Here is a 24,988-nt window from a genome sequence, read left to right as displayed (position 1 = left end):
GCTGGTGACTCGCCCGTTGATACTAGGTGTATTAGGGAATATCTCACCGTTTACTATCAAACCCCTCTCGTCGAGAGGGGTTTGTTATTCAACCTCTCCGGGGTGGGTCGGGACGCGAGTCTCGTCGAACAGCGCCGCGAACAACTTCCGCTGCACCGTTCGCACGTGTTCGTAGAACGCCGGCGGGGAGATGTCCAGCATCGCCGCCACCTCCTCCCCGGTGTTCTCGCGCGGCGACTCGAAGAACCCGCTGTAGTACGCCGTCTGCACGACCTCTAGCTGCCGGTCAGTCAACTCCGCGATGAACTGCGAGTACAGATCGTACTCCGACCGCTCGTCCACCGATTGCTTCGACCGCAGAGTCACGTCCGCGAACGCCTCCCCGACGAGCCCCGTGACGTGACGGACGTCCACGCTCTCCGGTACGTCTATCGTGAGCCGCGTCCCCGTCGGCGTCGCCGTCGCCGAGCGGAACACCGCCCCGTGGTCGGCCAGCTCCAGCGCGAGAAACGGCTGTGTCAACCGCAAGCGCAACACGCCACGCGTCCCGTCCGCACTGACGCGCTGTACCGCCCCGACCGCGACCAGATCCGCCGCGATCGCTTCCACGGTTTCGACCGCCGCGTCTTCGACGGTCACGAAGACGTACGTCCCCTCGGCAGTCCGCTGCACGCCGCCCTCGTACGACACCGTGCACTCCGCCGCCGACGCCAACCGCGAGAGGACGAACGACGAGTCCGCCACGTCGAGCGTCACCCGCGTCACCGCCGTCGTGAGCAGGGCGTTCTTTCGCTCGATGCCGCTGAGCGCGGACGCGATGGTCTCTCCGAGTTCCGCGAGCACCCCCCGCGAGGTCTCGTCGAACGCGCGCTGTCGCTCCGCGTACACGGTCAACACGCCGTACGTGAGGTCGTTGTACTGGAGCGGAATGCTCAACACGGACAGGAAGTCCCGGGAGAGGGCCTCCTTTCGCCACGCTTCCTCGTGCAGTCGCGATGCGACGTTACTGATCCGAACCACGTCCCCGGACGCGGCCGTCCGCGCCGCCGGGTCGACGCCCGTTCCGTCGAGTTCGAACGACTGACCGTCTAAATAGCCCTGTTCGGCTCCCGCCCACGCTCGCGGTTCGACCGCATCCCCCGCTGGATCCGTCGTCCCGATCCACGCGAAGCTGAACCGGTCGTCGTCCGTGAGGAGTTCGCAGACCGTGTGGTCGACCTCGTCGCGCGTTTCGGCTTTGACGAGCGCCTGGTCGATCTCCCGAATCGTCTCGTTGACCTGATTCAGGTGCGTGAGCCGCTGGTTCTGACGCTGGAGTTCGCGGTCTTGATCGCGGAGGCGTGACTCCCGGCTCACGCGGTCGAGCGCCGCTTCCGCAGTCGCGGCGAGCAAGTCGGCGAGCTCTCCCGTCATGTCGTCGAACGCGCCGACGGTCTGCGTACCCGCGACGAACAGGCCGTGTTCGCCGAGCGGGATGAACGCCACGCTGCGCAGATCCGTCGCCGGTTCCTCGAGGCGGTTCGACTCGTGGACGTCGTCGAGGAACAGGGCGTCGTTCTGCACGAAACTGTGACTCACCGGGGAGTCGCTGTTCGCCGGTACGGTCGCGAGCGGGCCGTTCAGCCGGTCCATCGCGGCGGATTGGGCCGCCGGTTCGAGTTCGTTCGCGTCGGCGTCGAACAGGTAGACTCCGCTCGCTTCCACGTCGAGCACGCTCGGGGTGTCCTCGACGACGTGCTGGGCGATTTCGCGGTGCGTACTCGCATACAGGAAGTCCCGCGTCGTCTCCTGCAGCGTCGTCAGCGCGTCCTCGCGCTGCTTGCGCTTCGTGATATCCCGACAGCTGTAGAGAAGTGTGCCGTCCTGAATCGACACCTCGCGGACGTTGACGAGGAGCGTGTGCTCGCGGCCGGCCTTGTCCGTCGCCGTGCACTCGATGTTCTTCAGCACGCCGCGTTCCGCGAGTTCCTCGCGGTCGAAGAGGTCGTCCCCGAGGAGGTCTGTGATCCCGCCCTGCTCGCGGATTTCGTCGGCAGTGTACCCGAAGATGTAGTGGACGTTCGGGCAGACGTACGTGTACTCGCCGTCCTCGTCCGTGATGAGGACGGTATCGGTCATGTTGTTGAGGGTGACCCGGTGGAGTTCTTCGGACTGCCGGAGATCCCGTTCGAGTTCGACACGATCCGTGATATCGACGCCCTCGATGACGATGGCGACGAGCGTCCCCCGCTCGTCGTGAACGGGTCGGGCGGCGATATCCAGCACGCGCGCGGTGTCGTCCGGGACGTCTCTTGTCACGACGACGTTCCCGAACTCGCCCTGCATCGTGTTCTCGACGACCTGTCGAATGTCTGACTGCGTGCCTGCCCGTTCGGACCACCAGGGAAGCTCCCAGAACGGCTGGCCGACGAGCGACTCGACAGCCGCGTCGATGAGGTCGCGGGCGGTCTCGTTGACACGCGCGAGTTCCCCGGTCGGCTCCAGCACCCACGTGGCCGTCCGCGAATCGTGGAAGATCGCGTCGAACTGTCGGGCGCGGTCGCGCTGCGTTGTCGTCCGCCGCGCGCCCCGGATGTGTCGCTCGACGCGCTCGTGCAGGTTCTCCGGGAGCGTGTCGTCGCCGCTCAACGCGACGTAATCCGTGACGCCCGCGGCGATAGCGTCGCTGGCGAGGCGTTCAGATCCGTTCGCGGTACACAGGACGATCGGGAGCGATCCGGTCTCGGAGCGGAGTGCGCGGACGAGGTCGAGACCGTCCGTGTCCGCGAGCGCGTCGCCGGTGACGACACAGTCCACGTCGTCACCGACCGCGTCGAGCGCGCCGTCGGCCGTCTGAACCCTGTCGACGTGAGCGTCCGTCCGCGCCGTGAGACGCGCCTCGAACGTCTCGACCCACGGCGCCGTCCCGACGAGGAGGAGCCGCGCGGAACCGAGGACCGTGGCGGTACTAGCCATTGCCCGCGAGTACTACCTCAATCCGGTTCAAGATACCGCCGTCCCCGCAGACGCGTGTTCGCGACCGTACGGTCACTCGAACCGCCGTGAGCGTGGTGCGTGGGTCAGGCGTCGGGGAGTTCGTCGAGGACGCGTTCGAATCGCTCTCGCACGTCTGCCGCGACCGGGTCGAGGTCGGGGTTGTCGACGACGGAGAGCATGACCTCGGGGTCGACGGCGCTCACGCCGATTTCGCCGTCGTCGGTCTCGTAGACGACGACGTTACAGGGGAGGAGCGCGCCGACCTGCAGTTCCTCGTCGAGGGCTTGCTGTGCGAGCGGTGGGTTGCAGGCGCCGAGGATTCGGTACTGGCGGAACTCCGCGTCCAGTTTCTCCTCGAACGTCGCTTGGACGTCGATGTCGGAGAGGACGCCGAACTCCTCTTCGGACAGGGCGTCTATGGTCTGTTCGACGACGTCGTCGAACTCACCGGCGACACGCTTGTCCAGAGTATAGGACATACTGTCCAATACAGCTGCGTGAGTAATAGGTATTGTGTCCCGTCTCGTTCGGACGACCCGTGCGCGGCGCGCGGTGGGCGGTAGGACGCGTCGCGGCATTCGGGCGGCTAGACGAGGAGTTGGATGTCGGCGTCGGCCATGTCCTGGATTGCGGTGGCGGCACCGACACCGGTCGTCACGCCGTCGTAGAAGGCGTCCTCGTCGTAGTCCATGAGGTCGATAGTCATCTGGCACGCCTGGAATTCGACGCCCATGTCGAGGGAGGTGTCGATGAGTTCCTCGATGGTGGCGGTGTCGTTGTCGGCGATGCGTTTTTCCATCATCTTCGTGGTGACGCGGTCCATGCCGGGGAGCGCGCCGACAGCGTTCGGGACGGGCATGTTGGGGTTGCCGACCGAACTGAGCTTGAGGTCTTTCGAGCGTTCCTCGTGGAGGATGTCGAGCCCCCAGAAGGTGTGGAAGACGGTGACCTCGTAGCCGAACGCGGCGGCGGTGCTGGCGAGGATGAGCGGCGGGTACGCCATGTCGAGCGTGCCCTTGGTCGCGATGATGCTCATCTTCTGCTGGCCGTCGTCCGTCGCCGCCGCGAGCTGTTGTTCGAGCTCGTCGATTCGCGCGGCGAGTTCCGCACGCGAGGGCGGGTCGTCGGCCGGCGTGTCGGGCGTGTCCGTGCTCATCGTTAGAACGTGAACACTTGGTCGGCGTTCTCGACTTCGTCGAGGAACGTCGCTGCGCCGGCGAACTTCGTCGTGACAGACTCGTCGATGGCGTCCTCGTCCCACTCGAGCATGTCGAGCGTGGTCGTGCAGGCGACCGTCGTGACGAGGTCGCCGCCGTCTGCCACGAGCGCGTCGAGCAGCTCGTAGGGGTTCGGCATCCCTTCGTCGAGCAGGGCCTCGATCTCCGAGAGGTCGTTCTCGCCCTCGAGGAGGTGGGTGAGCCCGTCGAAGGTGAAGTAGACGAGAACTTCGGTGTCGGAGGCGAGCGCCGTGTGGCCGAGGTTCATCGCCATCGCGAGGCTCTTCGGGCTGTCGTCGTCGACGATGATTCCGATTTTCTCCATCGTTCTTACTCCGTCTTGCGCACGTAGTGCGTGTACACGTCGTCGCCCTCTTGCTGGTCGACGAGTTCGACGCCGTCCGTCGTGTCGGCCCAGCCGCCGAGGTCGCTCATGCTTCCGGGGTCGGTTGCGAGAACTTCGAGGATCTCGCCTTCGGCGAGCTGGTCGATGCTCTGTTTCGTCTTGACGACGGGCATGGGGCAGTTCTGTCCTTTCACGTCGAGCGTCTCTGTGACTTCGTACTGCGTCATGGTTTTGACTTCACTCCCCAATATTGTACGGTATTAGAAAAACGTATCGGTAGTAACTCAAATATAGGACAATACAGGGGGCGCAGTTTCGGGAGAAAATGCGCTACAACCGCTCATTGGCGGGATAAAACCCGGTACGGTGTTGTGCAGAAAATGAACTACTATACAAAGCCTTATTTGCAAGCAGTCGATAGGGGGGAGTGAAGATGACCGACAACGACGACGCGGCAATCGACGCAGTCACGCCGACCGACCTGAAAGCGCGCATCGACAGCGGCGAGGACGTGTTCATCCTCGACGCACGCTCCGAAGGCGACTTCGAAGAGTGGCACATCGACGGCGAAACCGTCGACATCGTCAACTACCCGTACTTCGAACTGCTCGACGGCATCCCGGAAGCCCTCCACGAACAGCTTCCCGACGACCGCCGCATCACCGCGCTCTGCGCGAAAGGCGGATCGAGCGAACTCGTCGCCGAGAACCTCGAAGACGCCGGCTACGACGTCGAACACCTCGAACGCGGGATGAAGGGCTGGGCGAGCATCTACGAGTACCAGGAACTCGACGTGGACACCGACGCGACGGTCGTCCAGTACCAGCGCCCGTCCAGCGGCTGTCTCGCCTACCTCGTCGTCGCCGACGGCGAAGCGGCGGTCATCGACCCGCTGCGGGCGTTCACCGAGCAGTACGTGCAGGACGCACGCGCGTTCGGCGCAGACCTCACGTACGTCCTCGACACGCACATCCACGCCGACCACATCTCCGGCCTCCGCGACCTCGCCGCCGAAACCGACGCGACGGCCGTCCTCCCGGAAGCGGCCGTCGAGCGCGGCGTCGACTACGACCAGCCCTACGAGACCGTCGCGGACGGCGACACCCTCTCCCTCGGCGACACCGACATCGACGTCGTCGCCACGCCCGGCCACACCACGGGCATGACCGCGTACGCGGTCGACTCGGTGCTGTTCACCGGCGACGGCCTGTTCACGGAGAGCGTCGCGCGCCCCGACCTCGAAGACCCCGAGGCGGCCAAGGACGCGGCCCGCACGCTCTACGAGAGCCTCAACGAGAAGGTGCTCTCGCGTCCCGACGAAACGGTCGTTGCACCGGCGCACTTCAGCGACGCGGCGACCCCGAACGACGACGGCACCTACACCGCCGAACTCGGCGACCTGGTCGAGCGGATGGACGCGCTCACGATGGACGAAGACGAGTTCGTCGAGTTCATCGTCTCGGACATGCCGCCCCAGCCGGCGAACTACGAGGACATCATCGCAACGAACCTCGGCCAGCAGTCCCCCGACGACGAGGAGGCCCTCGAACTGGAGCTCGGCCCGAACAACTGCGCCGCGAGCGAAGAGGCAATGACTAACTAACGATGGAACCGCTCCTCCAGCCGCTCGCGCTCGAGACGTTCTTCCCGCGGGGGATACTGCCGTACCTGGTCGGCGGACTCTTCGTCGGCCTCGGCGCGGCGATCATCTACCTCGCCACGGGGATCATCGCGGGCGCGAGCACGTTCCTCGAATCCACGCTGTCGTACGTCTCGGACGTCGAGCGGTTCAACCGCTTCAAGTACGTCCAGTCGCGCGGCTGGCGGGTCGTGTTCACGCTCGGTATCGTCAGTGGCGCGGCCGTCTGGGGGCTCGCCCTCGCGCCGGATCCCGGCGTCTGGACGACCGACGTCCAGTGGTGGCGGCTGCTCGGCGGCGGCGTGCTCGTCGGCGTCGGCACTCGGCTCGGGAAGGGCTGTACGTCCGGCCACGGCGTCTGCGGCGTCGGCTCGCTCTCGAACACCTCGATCGTGAACGTCGCGACGTTCATGGTGTTCGCCATCGGAACCGCACAGCTCGTGCAGGCGCTGGGGGTGTCGCCATGAGCGGCGACACCCGGAGCGCGCTGTTCCTGCCCGTCATCTTCGCCGGCGGGCTGGTGTTCGGCCTCGGACTCGCCATCAGCGGCATGGCGCGCCCGGAAGTCGTGCTGGACTTCCTCCAGTTCGACGACTTCGGGCTCATCTTCGTGATGGGCGGGGCCGCCGTCGTCACCGGAATCACGTTCGCCGTGGCGACGCGGTACCTCGACCGCGCGCCGCTCACCGCGAGCGAGTACACGCGCCGCGTGAAAGAGTTCGACCGCAACGTCGTCGTGGGCGGCGCGATATTCGGCGTCGGCTGGGGGCTCTCCGGCATCTGTCCCGGGGCGGCCTACGCGAGCTTCGGCGTCGGAAACTACGTCATCCTCTGGGCGATCGGGGGAATGTTCGTCGGCGCGTACGCACAGGGCTACGTCCGTGCGCGTCTCAGCAGCACTACGGGGGGGAACTAACCGTCATGTATTCGAAGTCACTCGACATCCGGAAACGCCAGCAGTATTGTACAGTAGTGACACGCAAAGACACGTCTATGGGGGGCGCGTAAGATGTTCGGCATAGAGTCCGCGAGCGGGTCGGTGCAGGCGGGACTCACCGTCGGGACCGTCCTCGCGGAGGCCATCGCCCTCTACCTCGTGTACGGCGCGCTCACTGAAACGGTCGGGTCGACCGTCCTCGACGCCCTCGGAGGTGACTGACGATGGCGATCCTCGGAATGAGCCTCGCGATGGTCGCGGTCTTCGTCGGGTTCGGCCTGCTCATCGGCACCCTCTTCGGGTTCTTCGGCATGGGCGGGTCGTTCCTCGTGACGCCCGCGCTGCTCGTGATGGGCTATCCCTCGCCGGTCGCCGTCGGGAGCGGTCTCGCGTTCGTGTTCGGAACGAGCGTCATCGGCGCGCTCCGCCACCGCGACCACGGCCAGGTGGACTACAAACTCGCGGCCATCATGACCGCCGCGATGACCATCGGCATCGAAGCGGGGAAGAGCGTCGTGTTCTTCCTCGAAGCCACCGGCAGGGCCGACCTCATCATCAACGTCGCCTACGTCGGCCTGCTCGCCACCGTGGGCGCGTTCACGCTCCGCGATGCGCGCTCGACCTCGAACGGCGACGACGGGCTCGACCTCGCGGACCGCGTGCAGTCCATTCACATCCCGCCGATGGTGACGTTCCGCGGCGGCGTTCGGGTCTCCGGTGCCATCGTCTTCGCGGTCGGTCTCGTCATCGGCGTCCTCTCCGGGTTCCTCGGCGTGGGCGGCGGGTTCCTCCTGATGCCCGCGATGATGTACGGACTCGGCATTCCCGCGGCCATCGCCGTCGGGACGGACATCCTCCAGATCACGATTTCGGGGGCGTTCGGCGCGTTCACGTACGCGGAGTCCGGGTCCGTTGCGCTGCCTGTGGTCGCGTTCCTTCTCCTCGGGAGTGCGCTCGGCGCTCGCGTCGGCGCCGGCGCGACGAACCTCGTGGACGAGGACGACATCAAGGGATACTTCGCCGCGATGTTGCTCGCAGGGAGTCTCGCGGTCGCGTCGAACAAGCTCGGGTCGGTCTACGGCATCGAGCTGCTCAACACGATGAGCACCGCGCTCATCTTCGGGTCCGCGCTCCTCGTCAGTGGCGCCGTCGTCCTCGCTGCGGTCTGTCAAATGCGGGACGATGGTAGCGGGCTGTGGTGTCGGCTCGTCGGCACGTAAGTCGGGCCGCGCCGACACCACGCGCGAACAGTATTGTGCCGACTACACAAACACTTTTGAGGCTGTAACCACTACTATTTCGTAACGATGGCTGACTCCATGAGCGAGATGCTCCGGCGGGACATGCAGTGCGAGGGACTGCTCGAGTGCTTCCACGACCTCAAGACGATCGACCGAGACATCTTCCAGTTACTCCAGGAGACGGGAGAACCGTTGACCGTCGACGAGATCGCGGAACAGATCGACCGCGAGCGCTCGACCGCGTACCGCGCAGTCCAGCGCCTGCTCCAGGCCGGGTTCATCCAGAAGGAACAGGTGAACTACGAACAGGGCGGCTACTACCACGTCTACGAGTCCCGGGACGCGGACGAGGTGACCAACGAGATGCAGCGCCTGCTCAACGACTGGTACGCGAAGATGGGGCAGCTCATCGGCGAGTTCGAGGAGAAGTACGGCGACGAGCCCCAGCCCGCCACGCCCGCCGAGAGCTAGCTCGCGCGTGCAGGCGGTCACCGACCGAGCGTTCGGAGCGCGGAAAGCACTCTGTACAGGACGGTGTTCTGCTCGTACTGACGCCAGCCAGCGTATCCGCCGGTGAGCGTCGTCGCCGTGTAGCCCGCTTCCTGGAGGCGGGTGGTGGCTTTCCGTGCGACGACGCCAGCCTTGCACACGGTCACGATTTCCGTGTCGTCGGGAAGCCCCGACAGATGCGGGTCGAGCGCGTCGAGGTTTCCGCGTTGGAGTTCCTCGTACACCGGCGCGTTGGTGCTTCCCGGGATGTGGTTCTCTCGGTAGTCCTGTTCGGGACGAATGTCGAGAACGAACACGTCCCCGTCGGTGCGGCGGTCGTCCAGTCGGGACGGACCGATGCTACTCACCGGCGACACCCACGACGAGGAACGTCTCCGGCCGGGTTGCTCGGAACTCGATATCGAAGCCGGACTCGCGGAGCGCGGTCGTTACGTCGTCAGCGGTGAACCGCTCACTGAGCGGCGGGCCGGCGTCGCCGGTGCCGTCCGCCGACCAGTCCGCGACGACGAGGCGGCCGCCGGGCGCGAGGACGCGCGCGAGTTCGGATCGGGCTTGCGCGCTCGCGAACTCGTGATACGTCATCGTCGAGACCGCCCCGTCCAGCCGGTTCGACTCGAGGGGGAGGGTCTCGATGCCCGACGTGACGAGTTCGGTGTTCTCGGGCACGCCCTTCTCGCGGTAGTAGTCGTGCATGGCGTCCTGGACGTCGATCGCGTAGACGTGCGCGACGTGCGGTGCGATCGTGTCCGTGTAGAAGCCGGTTCCGCTGCCCAGGTCTGCGACTGTCGCTGATTCGTCCGGGTCGAGCGCCCAGACGAGTTCTTCTCGCGAGAGGTAGCGGTAGCGCGTCGCGGCGTCCTCCAGGTTTGCCGCCTGGGCGGCGTCGAACGTGTGATGTCCCATACGCATACAGTCGTGGGCGGAGCGCGAAATAATTGGCGACCCGGCTATCGTGCGCGGCCGTTCGTGGCGGGGGCTGTATCGGAGGGGACGAGGCTATTCGGCCCGCCGAACGCGTATCGTGTGGTGTGCGCGTCTGCTCTACGCAACACATTTATATCGGCGGGACTGTGTAGTATTGGATGCAATGAGCAATACTGGGTTCGAGCCGTCCGAGGTCGCACGGCGAATCGCCGAAGACGACGCCGAAGACCTGTTCGTCCTCGACGTCCGCAACGAAGCCGACTACGACGAGTGGCAGATACCCGGGAGCACAAACCTCCCGATCTACGACGACCTGCTCGACTACGACTACTCGACGCTCGAAACGCACCTCGACGACCTCCCCGAAGACGAGGAGATCGCCGTCGTCTGCGTCGGCGGCGTCACGTCCGCCCGGGCCGCCGAATTCCTCCGCCAGCACGGCTTCGACGCGGCGTCCGTCGACAACGGCATGAACGGCTGGGGCCGCGTCCACCGCGAGTACGACGCCACCACGGACGGCGTCATCCAGGTTGTCCGCCCCGGGACGGGCTGCGTCTCCTACCTCGTCCACGACGACGGCGAGGCCGTCGTCGTCGACCCGACGCAGTACATCGAACAGTACCTCGACATCGCCGACGCACACGGCCTCTCCATCGTCGGGGTCGCCGACACGCACGCCCACGCCGACCACGTCTCGGGCGCGCGCCGCCTCGCCGGCGAACTCGACGTCCCATACTACCTCCACGAAGCGGACGCGGGCGAACTCGACGCGGTCACCGAACTCGCGGACGGCGACACGATCCCCGTCGGCGACCGCGAACTCGACGTGCTGTACACGCCCGGCCACACGCCCGGCAGCACGTCCTTCCAGTTCGGCTCCGCGCTCCTCTCCGGGGACACCCTGTTCCTCCGCAGCGTCGGCCGCCCCGACCTCGAGGACAGTTCTGAGGACGCGGTTCGGGACGCGGCCTCTCAGCTGTTCGACAGCCTCGACCGCCTCACCGACCTCGACGACGACACCGTCGTCCTCCCCGGCCACTTCAGTGACGAGGACGTCCGTCCGGTCGCGACCGAACTCGACGCCCTCACCGCGGAAGCCAACAACGAACTCCTGAGCTACGTCGCGGACGGCGACGAGACGGCGTTCGTCGAGACCATCGTCGAGAGCCTCGCAGAGGAGCCCGCGAACTACAACGAGATCAAGCAGATCAACTGGGGGAAGACCCAGCCTGGCGGCGACGTGGAATCGCTCGAACTCGGCCCGAACAACTGCGCCGCGAACTAAGGAAGAAAACCTGAAAACGACCCGCGCAACTCCTCGGCCGGGTTAGCTAATTTCAGTCGGCGGCCTGTTCTTCCTGCGGGGGTGTTTCGACCTGTAGCGGGTTCGATGTCGTCATCGCGGTGACTAACCGGAGGAACTGACCGGCGTTCGTGAGGAGTTTGTTCTCCGCCTTTCGAAGGTGTTCCTCGTACGTCGAGCGGGCGACTGCCGTCTGCTCGGCGAGGTCACGCAGCGACGTCTGCCGTGGCTGTTCGTAGTAGCCCGTTTTGAGCGCTAACTGGAGTGCTGCCACCTGCCGGTCTGTGAGGTTTTCGAAGAGCTGGTCGACCGGGGCCAACATACTGTGCGGAACCTGTTTCTCCGAAATCGAGGTTTTCGAGAGGAGTTCGATCTCTCTATCAGATCGCAAGTCACCGAGCAGCCCCCGGATGTCGTCTCCATCGAACGCAATCACCGTGTAGTGCTCCCAGCCCTGTCGGTAGATCGTCGGGGACTGATACAGGCAGTTGTGTTTCTCGAATCGGTCGACGATAGATTCCTCGAGCGAGCAGAGACAGGACTGCGTCACGACGTGATACCCGTCCTCCTCCGCCGACTCGTGCAGCACGGTGCCGAGCTGATCGATCTCCGCGAGTAACTCGTCGGTGGGCGTCGCCTCGGCTGTGATTTCGAGAACTTGGCAGTCGCTCAGCGGCCACTCGCGTATCGTTAAGTCCGGGTAGCGTTCCGAGATCGACCGGTACGGACACTCGTGTTTGACCCGGATCGACGCCTCGTACAGACTCATACGAACACCTCGGGCCTCGTCAAAATTAACGGTGCCGGTCATGTCCGGCAGTAGCCTGTTGCCGGTCTCCCTACTATACGGACACACAGATGGAGGAACTACCGCCGGACGAATTTAGCGAACTGGTACACGACGGCGACGAAGACCCGCTCGTCGTCGATATCCGCCACGAAGCGGACTTCGAGGACTGGCATATCCCGGGGAGTGTCAACGTCGACGTCTACGACGAACTCACTGACGACCCCGAACAGGCCAAAGACGCCCTCTCCGACCTGCCCCGTGAGAAGCGGATTGTCACGGTCTGCGCCGCAGGCGTCGCCGCCCAGACTGCGACAGCGATCCTCAACGAACTGGGCTACGACGCAGTAACGCTTACCGACGGGATGAATGGCTGGAGCCGCGTCCACCGGCACGCAGAAGTACCGGCCGACCTCGATAGCACGCTCGTCCAGGTCGCGCGTCCGGGAACGGGCTGTCTTTCACACGTTCTCGTCTCGGACGGGGAGGCCGCCGTCTTCGACCCGTCGCACTATCTCGACGAGTACGAACTGATTCTCGACGAGTACGATGCCACCCTCGTCGGCGTCTTCGACACGCACGCCCACGCCGACCACGTCTCCGGAGCTGCGGAGCTCGCCGCCCGACACGACGCACCCTACTACCTTCACCCGAAGGACGCGCTCGCGCTCGACGCGACCCCCCTCGAAGACGGCCAGGCCGTGACGGTCGGTCAGAGCGACGTCGAGGTCATTCACACGCCGGGCCACAGCGAGGGAAGCGTCTCGTTCGACATCGAGGGGGCGGCGTTGTTCACGGGCGACACACTCTTCCACGAGAGCGTGGGTCGCGTCGAACTCGGCGTCGAAGCCGGCATCGAGGATTCCGATGTCGAACGGAACGCGGCTACGCTCTACGAGAGCCTTCAGCGAGTGCTCGATCGACCGGACGACGCGCTCGTCCTGCCGGCCCACGATCCTGGCTCGCCCGAACCGCCGGTCGCTGCGACCCTTGCCGAAGTCAAAGACCGGAACGACGATCTGGGCCGCGACCGCGAAGCGTTCGTCGAGGAACTCGCAGCGGACATTCCGGATCATCCGCCGAACTTCGAGCGTGTCAAGCGGGCGAACGTGGGAGAGGAGTCGGTTCCGGCCGACGAACTGGCCGGGCTGGAACTGGGCCCCAACAACTGCGCCGCCGAGTAATCCATGGGCACGGAACTCGCACACAAACAGGGTATCCGTGAGCACCTCGGCCAGTTCTCACTCCACGTCCTCCTGGTGTTCGCGACGGGGCTGACCATCGGATCCGAACGCGCCGTCGTCCCGGTGCTGGGCCGGGACGTGTTCGGCGTCGAGTCCCTGCTCGTCATCGGGTCGTTCGTCGTCTCATTCGGCTTCGTCAAGGGCCTCCTGAACCTCTACGCGGGGAAGTGGGGCGGCGAGTACGGTCGCAAGCCCGTCCTCGTCCTCGGCTGGGCGACCGCACTCCCGCTGCCCATCATCCTCATCTACGCTCCGAGCTGGGCGTGGATCACTGTTGGGAACGTCTTGCTGGGGATCAATCAGGCGTTGACCTGGAGTATGGCAATCAACGCCAAGATCGACATCGCGGGCCCCGACCAGCGCGGCCTCGCGGTCGGTATCGACGAGGCGTTCGGGTACACCGGCGTCGCCGTCGGCGCCTGGGTGACGGGCGTCATCGCCGCCCGGACGAGCCTTCGACCGGAGCCGTTCTACTTCCTCGCGGCCGTCGTCGGGCTGGCGTTCCTCGTCTCGATCTTCCTCATCAAGGAGACCGTCCACCTCGCGGAGTTGGAGGTCGAGGACGACGACCACCACGACGCGAACCTCCCGTTTGTCGAGGTGCTGAAGCGCGCGACCTACGGCGATAAGACGCTGTTCGCCGCGGCACAGGCGGGCCACATCGAGAAGTTCGTCGACACGCTGTTCTGGCTCGCCGTTCCGCTGTACCTCACGGATCAGGGGCTCGGCATCGCGGCGGTCGGGTTCGTCGTCGCCGTGCACAGCGCGATGTACTTCCTCCAGATCGCGACCGGCGGCCTCGCCGACCGGATCGGCCGCCGACCGCCGGTTCTCGCCGGGATGTTCCTCGCCGGCGCGGGCGTCCTCGGAATGGTACTGGTCGAGGGCTACCTCGCGTGGGCCGTGCTCTCCGGGGCGTCCGGGCTCGGGATGGCGTTGCTGTACCCGAACCTGATGACGGTGCCGGGGGACGCCGCGCACCCGACGTGGCGTGCGACCGGGATGGGCGTCTACCGGATGTGGCGGGACACCGGCTACGGCGTCGGTGCGATCCTTATCGGCCTCTCGATGGAGGTGCTGAGCATCGAGGCCGCGTTCTACGTGATCGGCCTGTTGATGTTCGCTTCGGGAGCGGTCGTGTACGTCTGGATGCAGGAGACCCACCCCGACTTCGGGACGCACGAACCGCCCGCTCCGGAGTGACCGTCACAACCGTTCCACGGATGTCCTGCGCCGTCGCGTCGCCCTCCCACCCAGACAGTATTGTACAAATACTGCAAAACAACTAAGTCGTCGTGCGCCGAAGAACGACACCATGGCGGAGAAGATAGAGGACATCCGACAGCGAAAACTGGAAGAACTGCGCAGCCGAGCCGAATCCGAACCGGAGACCGAGCCCACCACGTCGACCCCCTCGACGCCGGTTCAGATCAGCGGACAGGCCGCGCTGACGGAAACCGTCGACGAGCACGACGTCGTCCTGGCGGACTTCTACGCGGACTGGTGTGGCCCCTGCCAGATGCTCGAACCGACCGTCGAGACCATCGCCGCCGACACCGCCGCGACGGTCGCGAAGGTCGACATCGACGCGAACCAACAGCTCGCCGCCCAGTACGGCGTCCGCAGCGTCCCCACGCTCGTCCTGTTCGCCGACGGGCAGCCGGTCGAACGACTTGTCGGTATGCAGGACGAATCACGGCTCCGCGCCGCCGTCGAGACCCATACGTAACTCCATGGCCGACACCTCCACGTCGGCAGAACGGCGGACGGACAGCGACCGGTCGCTTGCCGACGTCGCGCGCGAGAGCAAACCAGCGTTGACGGACAGCGTCGGTGACACACTGGTCGGGATCGCCGCCTACGAGAACGGCGAGTACAGCGTTCCGTATCGGGACAGCTCTGCGTCCGCCCAGTACACCACGGCGGACATCACCGCGATTCTGGAGAACATTCAGCTGGAGGGCATGGGTATCAGAGCGTACGAAGGCCACCACGGACAGGCGTTACGCGCAACTGTCCGGGTCTACGAGGAGACGGTCACCGTCGTCGTGCCTGTTACAGAAACGACCGGCCTCGTCGCCGTCCTTCAAAACGACGGGGCGCACGATCCGTACGACGTGATCCAAACGCTCGAAGACGCGGCGTTCGAACGGTGACGCCCGTTTCGCTCTCGCGCAGGCGGGTGTTCGAAGCGTCAGTATCGGCATCGCGACCGTCGTCTTCCCGGGGACTGTGACCGGCCGCCTGCCGGCTCCGATCGACGCTCGGATGGGCTCCCGGACTCCAGCAGACGACGCGTTTCTCACCGCACCTGGTGTCTTCGCGGGCGCGTTCGTCTACCCGCGATCGCTCGCCGAGGAGCCATTCGGCGACCGGTTCGCCGCCGGTGGCATCGTCGGCGGGTTCCTGGCGTTCGGCCGCCCGATCTGTGACCTGACGCCTCGGTCGGTTCGGGCTCCGCGGGGCGAGTGACAATATTGTGGAACGCGAGAAATACTTTTCATTCCACCGCACTAACGTCGAGACATGAGCGACACATTCGTCGTCGTTGGCGGTGACGCCGCAGGAATGAGCGCCGCGAGCAAGGCCAAGCGCGAGAACCCGGCGCTGGACGTCGTCGTCTTCGAGCAGGGCGAGTGGGTGTCCTACGCCGCCTGCGGAATGCCCTACTACGTCAAAGGCGACGTCGAGGACTTGGACGACCTCGTCGCCGTGACGCCAGAGGAGTTCCGCGACGAGCGAGACGTCGACCTCCGAACCGGCCACGAGGTCGTCGACATCGACCCCGCGGCCGAAACCGTCACGGTCGAGGGCGACGGCGAGACGTTCGACCAGCCCTACGACGACCTCCTCGTCGCGACGGGCGCGAGCGCTATCGAACCGCCGTTCGACGGCCTCGACCTCGATGGCGTGTTCACCATCCACGACATGGACGAGGCCGACGCCATCGAAGGCTACGTCACCGAGCACTCCCCCGACTCCGCAGCCATCGTCGGCGGCGGATACGTCGGTATCGAGATGGCCGAAGCGCTGTCGGCGCGCGGCGTCGACGTCAGCCTCTACGAGATGCTCCCCCACGTGCTGCAGCCGTTCGGTGACGCGGTGGCCGAGGTCGTCGAAGACCACCTCCGCGAACAGGGCGTCGAGTTACACCTCGACACGGCCGTCTCCGGCTTCGAGGGATCCGAGCGGGTCGACCGCGTCACTCTCGACGACGAGTCCCATCCCGCCGATATCGCCATCGTCGGGGTCGGCGTCGAATCGAACACCGACCTGGCGGCCGACGCCGGTATCGACCTGGGCGACACCGGGGCGATTGCGACCGACGAGTTCGGGCGGACGAACTACGAGAACATCTACGCTGCGGGCGACTGTGCGGAGGCGCGCCACGTCGTGACCGGCGAGCCGGATCACGTGCCCCTGGCGCTGACGGCTAACCGCGCCGGCCGCGCGATCGGGCAGACCGTCACCGGCGATCCGGAACCGGTCGGCGGGATCGCCGGCACGGCCATCGTCAAAGCGTTCGACCGTGGTGCCGCTCGAACCGGAATCCTCGACGAGGAGCGGGCGCGGAACGCGGGTTTCGATCCCGTCTCGGCCACGGTAACGGCGTCGACGCGAGCCCACTACTACCCGGACGGCGCGGAGCTCACCGTTACGCTGGTGGCTGACCGGGACTCCGGTCGGCTCCTGGGCGGAAGCGTGGTCGGTGCGGAAGGCGCAAAGCGCATCGACACGGTCGCGACAGCGCTCACGGCCGGGATGACGGTGACCGAACTCCGGAACGCCGACCTGGCGTACGCGCCACCGTTCAGTCCCGTCTGGGATCCGATTCTCACGGCGGCGAAAGTGCTCGACGGGCAGCTCGATGGCTGATGGGCGCGACGGAGCCCCCGGCGTATGTTCGGACGCACCGCGAGGAACTGGTCGCGCTCACCATGGATCTCCTCGGAACGGAGACGTCGAACCCGCCCGGCGATACGCGCGAGATCGTCGCCGAGATCGAGGGCTTCCTCGAGCCGCTCCCGGTGGGCGTCGAGCGGTTCGCGGTCGACCCGGCGAAGCCGAACCTGCTCGTTCGGGTCGCTGGCGAGTCGGACCGCACGCTGCTGTACAACGGCCACCTCGATACGGTTCCGTTCGACGACGAGGCGTGGACACGCGACCCCCTGGGCGAGCGCGTCGACGACCGCGTCTACGGTCGCGGCGCGACCGACATGAAGGGCGCCGTGGCGTCGATGCTGTTCGCGATTCGGGCGTTCGCAGGCACCGACACTGAGCCACCCGTCGACCTCCTGTTCGCGTTCGTGAGCGACGAGGAGGTGGGCGGAGACGCGGGCCTGCCCGCGCTGCTGAAGAATAGGGGTCTCGACGCGGACGCCTGCGTCATCGGGGAGCCGACCTGCGAGGAGGGCCGGCACTCCGTCACGGTCGCAGACCGGGGCAGTATCTGGCTGACGCTCGAAGCCAGCGGCGAGGGCGCCCACGGCTCGCGGCCGGTACTCGGCGTGAACGCGATCGACCGGCTGTACAATGCCGTGGAGACCGTGCGCGAGCAGTTCGGTTCCGAACGCCTCGATATCGACGCTGACGTGGAGCCGATCATCGAGGAGTCGGTCGAATACTACGGCCCGTCGATGGGCGAGGACGCGGCCCGCGAGCTGTTCCACTATCCCTCGATCAATCTCGGCGTCGTCGAGGGAGGTGACGCGGTAAACAGCGTCCCGCAGTCCGCTCGCGCCGAGATCGACGTGCGGTTGACGGCGGGCGTCCACACGCCCGACGTGCTCGCGGCGATTCGGGAGTGCGTCGCCGACTGCGAGGGCATCACGATAGCCGACGTCTCGTGGAGCGTCGGGACCGCCGAGGCTCCAGACAGTCCGCTCGTCGAAGCCGTCGCGTCGACGGCGGCGGCCGTCACGGGCGAGCGGATCTTCCGGCGGAGTGCCACGGGCGGCGGGGACGCGAAGACCCTCCGGAACGCGGGCATCCCGACTGTCGAGTTCGCGCTCGGAACCGACACCGTCCACGCGCCCGACGAGTACGTCCCCGTCGACGTGCTCGTCGACAACGCGGTCGTCTACGCACAGCTTCCGGCAGCGTGGCGGTCTCAGAGAGCCCAGTAGCGGTCTATCTTTCTTCTAGGAGAGACGCCCGTCGTTCACCGACTGCGTCGGTCTCCGGCCAGCCGCCGAAAGGACTTAGGCGAGTGCGACCCACTCGTGGGTATGGAACACAATATTGGCGCGACAGACCGGCTGACTCGCGTTGTCGTCGGTGTGAGTCTCGCGGTCATCGGGCTGGCGGCAGTGGGCGGCCTGCTGGGTCTGGGATCGACGGTCGGCGCAGTCCTGGCGCTGCTGGGGCTGGTTCTCGTCGGAACCGGACTCGTCCGGGTCTGTCTCCTCTATCGACTGCTGGGCATCGACACGTCGGATTCCAGGTAGATACGTCGAGCACGCCTCGAGCACACCGGAGCGCCAACCCGTGGAGCGCGAAGCCGGGCTTCAGGACAAAAAACCGGCCTTCCTCGATCGAGGAACCGAACAAATACCGGAGTGGGGGCGCGTCGCTAATCGACGCCCTGTGCGACAATCTTCTCACGGATCGATTCCGCTCGCTCTTGGAGACGCCTCGAGTATCGCCGGATCTTCTCCGGGCGTCGGCCGCTGAACGAGGCGACCCAGTCGGCGTCGGTAGTGGGCCAGGTCAGGAGGTAGGCGATGAGCGTGTCCCGGCCGGCCTGGACGACCTCGATCGGGACGCCGCGCTCGCCGACGCCTTCCTCGACGAAGCCGTTGACGTCGAAGTAGACGTCGGCGTACAACTCGGCCGCGTCGGGATCGGCGAACTCTTTTCCCTTGTGGTTCGGTGCCTCGAACCGATAGACGGTTTCGCCGTCGTCTGTCGTTCGCTCGACGATGCGCACGTCGAGCACGTAGTCGCGGTGGACGTACTCGGCGCCGTCGGCTGGCGGTTCCTCGCGTCGATCGTCTCTGGATCGTGATTGTGACATTGGCGTGCGGAGTGACTGTTCGAAGGGCGGTTCGATCGCTTACTTCCGCCGGCGAAGCCCGACCGCGACCGCGAGGCCTACGGCGACGAGCGTGAGGATCGGTGACAGCGGTGCGGACGCGCCGGTCGTCTCTCCGCCGCCGGCGGTACCGGATCTGTCGGTTCCGGCGGTGGTTCCGTCGGTTCCCCCTCCGTCGGATCGGGTTTCCGACGCGCCGTCGGTCACGACTACTGTTCCCGACTGGGTTGCCGGCGTGAAGGCCCCGCCGTCGTCGTCGAACTGTCGCGGGTCGACCGTGAGCGTCGCGTTCCCGCGCGAGACCCCGACGAGTGTCACGGTCGCGAGCGTCACGTTCGTCGCTCCCGAACCGATGGCGCCCTCCATGTCGGCGGCTTCGAGCGTGACGGTCGTTCCGTCGGTAATCCTCGGTGCACTCGTCAGGCCGAACTGTTCGGGGTAACTTGCCGACTCGATCCGGGCGACGCCGGCGGTTTCGACGTGTAGGTCGAGGTAGTAGCCCGAGAGGCCGTTGGGGGCGCTCGTGAGGACGACCCTCACCGTCGTGGTTTCGTTCACAGTGGTCTCGTTGCCGACGACGACGACCGTCGGTCGGTCACTCTGTGCGGTGGCCGTCCCCGTCGCCGCCACCGCTCCGAGGAGGGCGAACATCGCCAGCGAGGCCGCGACGGCCGCGCGACGACGGCGGGCGTCGAGCGGAATCGAGATCGAAGGTGCGTCGTGAGTCATTGCTCCTGAGGTGCGGTGTGGAACGCCTGTCTGCCGTCGAGTTCGGGGGCGACGGGACAACCCGTGGTGGCCGTCGCCCGGTTCCGGACCGACTCTGGCGGGCGCGGCCGGCCGAATCGACACCGGACGACGGGTGACACGGTCAGTTGACCTCCTCGAAGAGTTCGACGATGTCGTCGTAGTCGAGCTGTCCGTTCTCGTTGAAGTCGTACGCCCACTCGTTCATCGTCACGCTGTCGGCGTTGAAGTTCCTGAACAGGATCTGGATGTCCTCGTAGTCCAGGCGGCCGTTTCCGTTCAGGTCTTCGTAGAGCCCGTCGCCGTCGGGGTCGGTGGGCGCGCCGCTGCCCGCAACCGCCGGCGGCCCGACGACGAGCACACCGAAGCCATCCTCGGCGTCGATTGGATCCCCGGTCTCGTCGTCCATCTGATTGATGGAGATGTCGAGATCGGTCGTACCCGTGCTGTCGCCGCGTAGGGTGAGTTCGGCGATCGGAACCCGGTGTCCGCCGGGCTGGACTTTGCGCTCCGTGTCAGCGAACCGCAAACTCGCTGTCGAGCCGTCCTCGGTCACCGTGCTCTCGGTGAGCCCCAGCGCGTCGTTGAAGTCGACGCCCGTCACCGTCGCCACATCGGGGTTCGAGACGGCGACGTTCAGCTGCGCGCCCGAGAAGCCGGTCGGGAGCGACTTGGCGTACAGGGTGACGGTGCCGGTCACGCCGAGGCTCACGGCCGCCGACTCCACGTCGACGAGGACGTTCGGCTGGTAGACGTAGAGGCAGTCGTTGGGGTACGAGCGGCCGAGCTGGTCGGCGTCCTCACAGCACAGCACGCGGCCGTCGTCCATCACGTGGACGTTGTCGACGTTGAGCAGCGCGTCGTCGGAGACGGCCGAGGAGTCCGTGCTGTCGGGGCCCACAATGGCGGGCTCGAGCCGCGAGATATCGTAGTCTTGGTCGAGCTCAGCCCGGTAGACGAGGCCGCCGTCGACGCGCTCGAGCTGGATGTCCCCGGAGCTGTCGGCGAAGGCGTCGTTGAACTCGGAGATGCCCATGTAGACGAAGTCGCCTGGCTGCGCGCCGTCGATGCTGTCGACGCCCTCGGCCTTGTTGAAGTCCGTGGACGCCCCGATTTCCTTCGCCGCGGCACGCGTCTCGAGGAAGGGAACCCGGCGGAGTTCCTCATCGACGCCGTCGGGGCCGCGCTGTTCGTACTGCGTCGCCCACTCCACGATCTCCTGATCCGAGATGTAGTTCTGGTTGCCGTTCGCGATGACCTCCTGATCGGCCTCTTCGATGGCCGCGTCGAGGTTCTCCTGCCAGTCGGTGTCGGCGTGGGTTTCGAGGTAGTCGACCTGCGTGACGTCGTCGTAGTCGGCGATCCATGACTCGATCTCGGCGTTCGTCGCGTTGCCGAGCGGCAGCCACTCGAGTTCGAGGTTCGTGTTCGCGGGCGAGCGCCGCTGGCCCGCGTCGGCGGCGCTCGCGGCGGCGTTGGTCACCTTGGCCACGTAGAGCGTGCCCGAGACCTGCATCGGGTCGTCGTAGCTGTCGAGGGGCTGGTCGGCGACGAACTTGTAGATCCCCTTGTTGTCGCCGTCAGAGAGCTCGTAGACGGTTCGGTTGTCCGGCTGGAAGCTTGGCATCTCCCAGGAGCCCCGCCCCATCGCGTAGTGTTTGACCGCGGTTGGCGTCTCCGCCGTCGGCTCTCGGAACTCGACCTGGTAGCCGTAGCGGTACTTGTTGGGGTAGCCCTCGCCGATCGGCTCGCGGGTGTTCGACTCGTCGACCTCGACGCTCGTGCCGTTGGCGCGCGCGTCGATACCGCTCGGCGTGTCGACGTCCCAGCCCGACTGCCCAGGACCGTCCTGGTCGACCGCGTCCGCGCCGAGGTAGTACGCGGTCAGTTCGACGCCCGTGAGGGCGAACGCGCCCTGGGGGTACCAGGTGACATAGTCCTTGCCCGAGATCTCCGCCGGATTCGGTCGATTCCAGAAGTGCGCTGCGCCCCGGAGGCCGGCACCCGACTCGGATTTCAGCGTCTCGCTGACGGTGGCTCCGTAGCTGGTTCGCGGCATCGCGTACTCCTCCTCGGAGGAGACGTAGGTGCCGTAGGGGGTGCGGTTGCCCCCGCAGTTGATCCGCGTTCCGCCAAGGCTCCGGAGCGACTCGGTGTTGGCGAGGTTGATGGCGTTGTCGAGGTCGGCCTCCCACTCGCCGTCCTCGGTTCGCGAGATCGGAATCCGAGAGACGTTCCCGGGGCTCGTCTCGAAGTTGGTGAAGAGATAGCCCTCGGTTCCCGCTTCGTTCGTGGGGATGAACTGGTTGCAGTCCGGCGTGTACCCCGGCTCGGTGTAGCGGCTCCCCGCGAACCGATCGATCGGGTCGCCGTCCGGCGTCTCGGGGACACCGAGTTGCTCGTCTCCGTTATTGATCGGCTCTTCCTGTCTGGCGAGGAAGACGTACTCGCCCTCACTGGTACGGACTTCGTTCTGCTCGTCGGCCGTCGTCGGCACCGACAGCTCCTCGAAGTCGTCGTTGCTCCCGTCGAGCGTGAAATTGAATCCGCTCACGTAGCCAATCCCCCCGCGAGCCCACGGTTCGGGGTTGTCGCGGCTCGGATGCTGGTGGCTGAAAAGCAGTGTGTTGTCGCTCTCGAAGACGAAGGGCCCCGTCACTTCGGCCCCGAGAGACGTCGTGACGAAGCGCTCGATCTCTCCTTTGACACTCGGTGCACCGACCGTGTCGGTTTCTGTTACGTCTGCACTCGCCACGCCGGACATTCCGGCTCCGACCGCAGCGGCGACGGACGTCGCAATCAGGTTCCGCCTGGTGAGGTCTACCATGCAGACTCACGTTTCGCGAGGTTGTGAAAGTAATTTTATAATATTGGTAATTAGGAGTCCCGATCGATAGGATGCATTTTGGCGTATAGGAACGTCTTACTACGGATTGTTCTGATATATAGGCCCCAGTACATCCCAAAGCTTCCTCGGCGATCTTGTCCCGAAGCGTGATGTGAATGACCGAATCAGTGTGTTGCTGGACTGTAACTACTTCATCGACCGGGGCGAGTGATGTCTGTCGCTCGCGAAACGCCGCCGCCCCGACGGTGCTCGCACTGCTCGATGACACGTTCTCGCCCGTTATTCTCGCTGGAGCCAGTCGGCCCGGAGGCCCGTTCGCGAGGACGGCGCGACCCGCCGGCAGAGTTGCGGGTGACGCCAGCGGAAACCAACGATGCCGTACTCTCGGCGTCAGCCGCTGCGTTCGATCGACAGGTCGACCTGCTACGTCCCATCACGCGCTCGTATTCGAACGGTCGTGAGCATGCCCTCGGGAGTCTCACGAACGGGGTGGTTTCTGGTTCGTGGGTTCTCACTGCCCGGTCTCAACGGGAGTGCTCTGAGTACGCACAAATGGTATTGTATAGTAGGCCCAAGACTATTAACCGTGCGGTGCGTAGAATCCGTTAATGGCAACACAAACAGCGAAGACGGACAGCGTGCGCTCGCTCGGCGACGGCGACCTCGAGGCGATCGTCGAGGACAGCAGCGTCACGCTCGTCGAGTTCTACACGGAGTGGTGTGGCACCTGCAAGCGGATGAAGCCGGTTCTCGATACGCTCGCAGACGACACGGACGCGACGGTCGTGACGGTCGACATCGAGTCGAACCTCGAAACGGCGATCGAGTTCGGTGCTCAGAGCACGCCCACGTTCGTCCTGTTCGCCGACGGGAAGCCCGTGAAACAGCTCCGCGGCGGCCAGACCGAACAGGCACTCCGCGATCTGCTCGCTCGATTCAGTGACTGACTCCAACGGACGACCGATGACTCCCAGAGACCTTCGCGCTGACACGCCCGCCCTCCACGAGGACGTCTACCTCAACTTCGGCGCCCACGGCCCCAGTCCCCGGTACGTCGTCGACGCCGCCACCGAATTCGTGCAGTCACACGAGTATGAGACGAGCGCTCGAAACGACCCCTACGAGGTTGCGTTCGACGCCTACGACCGGGCCCGAGCGCGCGTCGCCGACTTCGTCGGCGCGGACGCCGACGAGATCGCGCTCACGGAGAGCACCACCGCGGGCATCAACGCTATCGCGAACGCCATCGACTGGGAGCCCGGCGACACTGTCGTTCGAACCGACCTCGAACATCCCGCCGGCACGCTCCCGTGGCAGCGGTTGGAACAGAACGGCGTCGACGTTCGCGTCGTCGAAACCGACGACGGCCGTGTCGACCGCGACGCCTTCGCCGACGCCGTTGAGGACGCGCGACTTGCGTGCTTCAGTGCGGTGACGTGGACGCACGGCACCCAGTTGCCCGTCAGCGACCTCGTCGACATCGCCCACGAAGCCGGCGCGTTCGCGCTCGTCGACGCGGTCCAGGTTCCCGGACAGCTCCCGATGGACGTCGGCGAGTGGGGCGCTGACGCGGTCGCGGCGGCCGGCCACAAGTGGCTCTTGGGGCTCTGGGGCGGCGGCTTCCTCTACGTCGACGGCGACGTCGCTGAGTCGCTCACGCCCAACACGGTCGGCTACCGGAGCGTCGAGACTCCGACGGCGGATCCCTACGAGTTCGCGGTCGGCGCCCGACGATTCGAGGTCGGGTCGTCGAACCCCGCCCCCCACGTCGCCCTGGCCGAGGCGATCGATGCGATCGACGAGATCGGAATCGATCGCATCGCGGAGCGAATCCAGACGCTGGCCGGACGGCTCGCGGACGGCGTTCCGGACGCTCGGCTCTACAGTCCCGATCCGCCCGAGTCGGGCCTCGTCACAATCGACGTCGACGATCCCGAATCGACGGTCGAACGGCTGGCGACGGAGGGGTTCGTCGTGCGCTCGCTCCCGAGCCCGAACGCGATCCGCGTGTCCGTCCACGCGGTCAACACGGCCGACGAGGTGGACGGATTGCTCGACGCGCTCGAGCCCGAGTGGGGCTGACGTGGACGGAGGCGACTCCGACCATAGCACCAGGAGTTCACACGCAATACAATTCTGATTCGTGCGGCGACTGCGTGGTGTGGGCGCCCTCTAGCTGAAAACGCTCTCTAGAACTCTAAATATCCGATATTGGATCTGGTCATGCCCGGTCGC

28 protein-coding genes are annotated in these 24,988 nt (G+C 65.8%); 17 read left to right on the top strand and 11 right to left on the bottom strand.

Annotated elements, in window-relative coordinates; genetic code table 11:
* Positions 1–84: 84 nt before the first annotated feature.
* The 5 genes from FQU85_RS00380 to FQU85_RS00360 all read right to left on the bottom strand — a co-directional run bounded on the left by FQU85_RS00380 (position 85) and on the right by FQU85_RS00360 (position 4,766).
* Positions 85–2,955 carry a bacterio-opsin activator domain-containing protein gene (locus tag FQU85_RS00380; RefSeq protein WP_145843075.1) on the bottom strand — a complete coding sequence of 957 codons (2,871 nt, stop codon included), beginning with the start codon at positions 2,953–2,955 and terminating at the stop codon, positions 85–87.
* A gap of 104 nt (positions 2,956–3,059) precedes the next feature.
* Complete coding sequence (locus tag FQU85_RS00375) at positions 3,060–3,455, bottom strand: DUF302 domain-containing protein (RefSeq protein ID WP_145843067.1); 396 nt, start codon at positions 3,453–3,455, stop codon at positions 3,060–3,062.
* A gap of 107 nt (positions 3,456–3,562) precedes the next feature.
* Complete coding sequence (locus FQU85_RS00370) at positions 3,563–4,132, bottom strand: DsrE/DsrF/DrsH-like family protein (protein WP_145843057.1); 570 nt, start codon at positions 4,130–4,132, stop codon at positions 3,563–3,565.
* 2 nt (positions 4,133–4,134) lie between these two features.
* On the bottom strand, positions 4,135–4,518 hold the full coding sequence (locus FQU85_RS00365; protein WP_145843050.1) for a DsrE family protein: 384 nt from the start codon (positions 4,516–4,518) through the stop codon (positions 4,135–4,137).
* Positions 4,519–4,523: 5 nt separating this feature from the next.
* Entirely contained in the window at positions 4,524–4,766 is a 243-nt protein-coding gene (locus tag FQU85_RS00360; RefSeq protein ID WP_145843034.1) for a sulfurtransferase TusA family protein, read from the bottom strand.
* A gap of 206 nt (positions 4,767–4,972) precedes the next feature.
* Here FQU85_RS00360 and FQU85_RS00355 point away from each other — a divergent pair, with 206 nt between their 5' ends.
* The 6 genes from FQU85_RS00355 (at position 4,973) to FQU85_RS00335 (ending at position 8,827) form a co-directional block, all read left to right on the top strand.
* Complete coding sequence (locus FQU85_RS00355) at positions 4,973–6,142, top strand: MBL fold metallo-hydrolase (protein ID WP_145843026.1); 1,170 nt, start codon at positions 4,973–4,975, stop codon at positions 6,140–6,142.
* A gap of 2 nt (positions 6,143–6,144) precedes the next feature.
* A complete protein-coding gene (locus FQU85_RS00350) occupies positions 6,145–6,645 on the top strand; it encodes a YeeE/YedE family protein (protein WP_145843016.1) in 501 nt (166 codons plus the stop codon).
* Positions 6,642–7,094, top strand: coding sequence for a DUF6691 family protein (locus FQU85_RS00345; RefSeq protein WP_145843009.1), 453 nt, complete (start codon positions 6,642–6,644; stop codon positions 7,092–7,094). The genes FQU85_RS00350 and FQU85_RS00345 overlap by 4 nt, the downstream gene beginning before the upstream one ends.
* A gap of 93 nt (positions 7,095–7,187) precedes the next feature.
* Positions 7,188–7,337 carry a hypothetical protein gene (locus FQU85_RS13185; protein ID WP_168219899.1) on the top strand — a complete coding sequence of 50 codons (150 nt, stop codon included), beginning with the start codon at positions 7,188–7,190 and terminating at the stop codon, positions 7,335–7,337.
* A gap of 2 nt (positions 7,338–7,339) precedes the next feature.
* Positions 7,340–8,335 (top strand): sulfite exporter TauE/SafE family protein, encoded by a 996-nt coding sequence (locus FQU85_RS00340; RefSeq protein ID WP_370516750.1) that lies wholly within the window; start codon positions 7,340–7,342, stop codon positions 8,333–8,335.
* An 87-nt stretch (positions 8,336–8,422) separates the two neighbouring features.
* The gene (locus FQU85_RS00335; protein ID WP_145842999.1) at positions 8,423–8,827 is read left to right on the top strand and encodes a helix-turn-helix domain-containing protein; all 405 of its coding nucleotides are present in this window, start codon (positions 8,423–8,425) and stop codon (positions 8,825–8,827) included.
* 17 nt (positions 8,828–8,844) lie between these two features.
* On the opposite strand, the gene FQU85_RS00330 is transcribed toward FQU85_RS00335, so the two are convergent.
* Together FQU85_RS00330 and FQU85_RS00325 are read right to left on the bottom strand one after the other, a co-directional pair.
* Positions 8,845–9,213, bottom strand: coding sequence for a rhodanese-like domain-containing protein (locus FQU85_RS00330; protein ID WP_145842992.1), 369 nt, complete (start codon positions 9,211–9,213; stop codon positions 8,845–8,847).
* A complete protein-coding gene (locus tag FQU85_RS00325) occupies positions 9,206–9,769 on the bottom strand; it encodes a class I SAM-dependent methyltransferase (RefSeq protein WP_145842983.1) in 564 nt (187 codons plus the stop codon). Before FQU85_RS00325 ends, FQU85_RS00330 begins: the two co-directional genes overlap by 8 nt.
* Positions 9,770–9,953: 184 nt before the next feature.
* Between FQU85_RS00325 and FQU85_RS00320 the strand changes: the two genes are divergently transcribed.
* Positions 9,954–11,075, top strand: a complete 1,122-nt coding sequence (locus FQU85_RS00320; protein WP_145842974.1) for an MBL fold metallo-hydrolase — start codon at positions 9,954–9,956, stop codon at positions 11,073–11,075.
* A 52-nt stretch (positions 11,076–11,127) separates the two neighbouring features.
* On the opposite strand, the gene FQU85_RS00315 is transcribed toward FQU85_RS00320, so the two are convergent.
* Positions 11,128–11,862 (bottom strand): helix-turn-helix domain-containing protein, encoded by a 735-nt coding sequence (locus FQU85_RS00315; RefSeq protein WP_145842965.1) that lies wholly within the window; start codon positions 11,860–11,862, stop codon positions 11,128–11,130.
* Between the two features lie 89 nt (positions 11,863–11,951).
* Between FQU85_RS00315 and FQU85_RS00310 the strand changes: the two genes are divergently transcribed.
* The 8 genes from FQU85_RS00310 (at position 11,952) to FQU85_RS00275 (ending at position 18,571) form a co-directional block, all read left to right on the top strand.
* Positions 11,952–13,064, top strand: coding sequence for a rhodanese-like domain-containing protein (locus FQU85_RS00310; RefSeq protein ID WP_145842955.1), 1,113 nt, complete (start codon positions 11,952–11,954; stop codon positions 13,062–13,064).
* 3 nt (positions 13,065–13,067) lie between these two features.
* Complete coding sequence (locus tag FQU85_RS00305) at positions 13,068–14,327, top strand: MFS transporter (RefSeq protein ID WP_145842947.1); 1,260 nt, start codon at positions 13,068–13,070, stop codon at positions 14,325–14,327.
* 112 nt (positions 14,328–14,439) lie between these two features.
* Positions 14,440–14,853 carry a thioredoxin gene (trxA, locus tag FQU85_RS00300; RefSeq protein WP_145842938.1) on the top strand — a complete coding sequence of 138 codons (414 nt, stop codon included), beginning with the start codon at positions 14,440–14,442 and terminating at the stop codon, positions 14,851–14,853.
* 4 nt (positions 14,854–14,857) lie between these two features.
* Positions 14,858–15,280, top strand: a complete 423-nt coding sequence (locus FQU85_RS00295) for a hypothetical protein (protein ID WP_145842928.1) — start codon at positions 14,858–14,860, stop codon at positions 15,278–15,280.
* A gap of 112 nt (positions 15,281–15,392) precedes the next feature.
* The gene (locus FQU85_RS00290) at positions 15,393–15,596 is read left to right on the top strand and encodes a hypothetical protein (protein WP_145842919.1); all 204 of its coding nucleotides are present in this window, start codon (positions 15,393–15,395) and stop codon (positions 15,594–15,596) included.
* A 54-nt stretch (positions 15,597–15,650) separates the two neighbouring features.
* Positions 15,651–17,000 carry an FAD-dependent oxidoreductase gene (locus FQU85_RS00285; RefSeq protein WP_145842910.1) on the top strand — a complete coding sequence of 450 codons (1,350 nt, stop codon included), beginning with the start codon at positions 15,651–15,653 and terminating at the stop codon, positions 16,998–17,000.
* Positions 17,000–18,250, top strand: a complete 1,251-nt coding sequence (locus tag FQU85_RS00280; RefSeq protein WP_145842901.1) for a M20 family metallopeptidase — start codon at positions 17,000–17,002, stop codon at positions 18,248–18,250. Before FQU85_RS00285 ends, FQU85_RS00280 begins: the two co-directional genes overlap by 1 nt.
* A 102-nt stretch (positions 18,251–18,352) precedes the next feature.
* Complete coding sequence (locus tag FQU85_RS00275; protein ID WP_206022016.1) at positions 18,353–18,571, top strand: DUF2892 domain-containing protein; 219 nt, start codon at positions 18,353–18,355, stop codon at positions 18,569–18,571.
* Positions 18,572–18,696: 125 nt separating this feature from the next.
* Here FQU85_RS00275 and FQU85_RS00270 read toward each other — a convergent pair whose 3' ends face one another.
* The 3 genes from FQU85_RS00270 to FQU85_RS00260 form a co-directional block, all read right to left on the bottom strand.
* Entirely contained in the window at positions 18,697–19,140 is a 444-nt protein-coding gene (locus FQU85_RS00270) for a hypothetical protein (protein WP_240792395.1), read from the bottom strand.
* A gap of 39 nt (positions 19,141–19,179) precedes the next feature.
* On the bottom strand, positions 19,180–19,809 hold the full coding sequence (locus tag FQU85_RS00265; RefSeq protein ID WP_145842872.1) for a hypothetical protein: 630 nt from the start codon (positions 19,807–19,809) through the stop codon (positions 19,180–19,182).
* A gap of 220 nt (positions 19,810–20,029) precedes the next feature.
* On the bottom strand, positions 20,030–22,732 hold the full coding sequence (locus FQU85_RS00260) for an alkaline phosphatase PhoX (RefSeq protein WP_145842863.1): 2,703 nt from the start codon (positions 22,730–22,732) through the stop codon (positions 20,030–20,032).
* Positions 22,733–23,361: 629 nt separating this feature from the next.
* Here FQU85_RS00260 and FQU85_RS00255 point away from each other — a divergent pair.
* Both FQU85_RS00255 and FQU85_RS00250 read left to right on the top strand, forming a co-directional pair.
* A complete protein-coding gene (locus tag FQU85_RS00255; protein ID WP_240792394.1) occupies positions 23,362–23,700 on the top strand; it encodes a co-chaperone YbbN in 339 nt (112 codons plus the stop codon).
* A gap of 16 nt (positions 23,701–23,716) precedes the next feature.
* The gene (locus FQU85_RS00250) at positions 23,717–24,835 is read left to right on the top strand and encodes an aminotransferase class V-fold PLP-dependent enzyme (RefSeq protein WP_145842855.1); all 1,119 of its coding nucleotides are present in this window, start codon (positions 23,717–23,719) and stop codon (positions 24,833–24,835) included.
* The last annotated feature ends 153 nt before the right edge of the window (positions 24,836–24,988 follow it).

This window comes from Salarchaeum sp. JOR-1 (assembly GCF_007833275.1).
GTDB lineage: Archaea > Halobacteriota > Halobacteria > Halobacteriales > Halobacteriaceae > Salarchaeum.
Note: the sequence above shows the minus strand (reverse complement) of the source record. Positions and strands in the feature narration are given on the sequence as shown.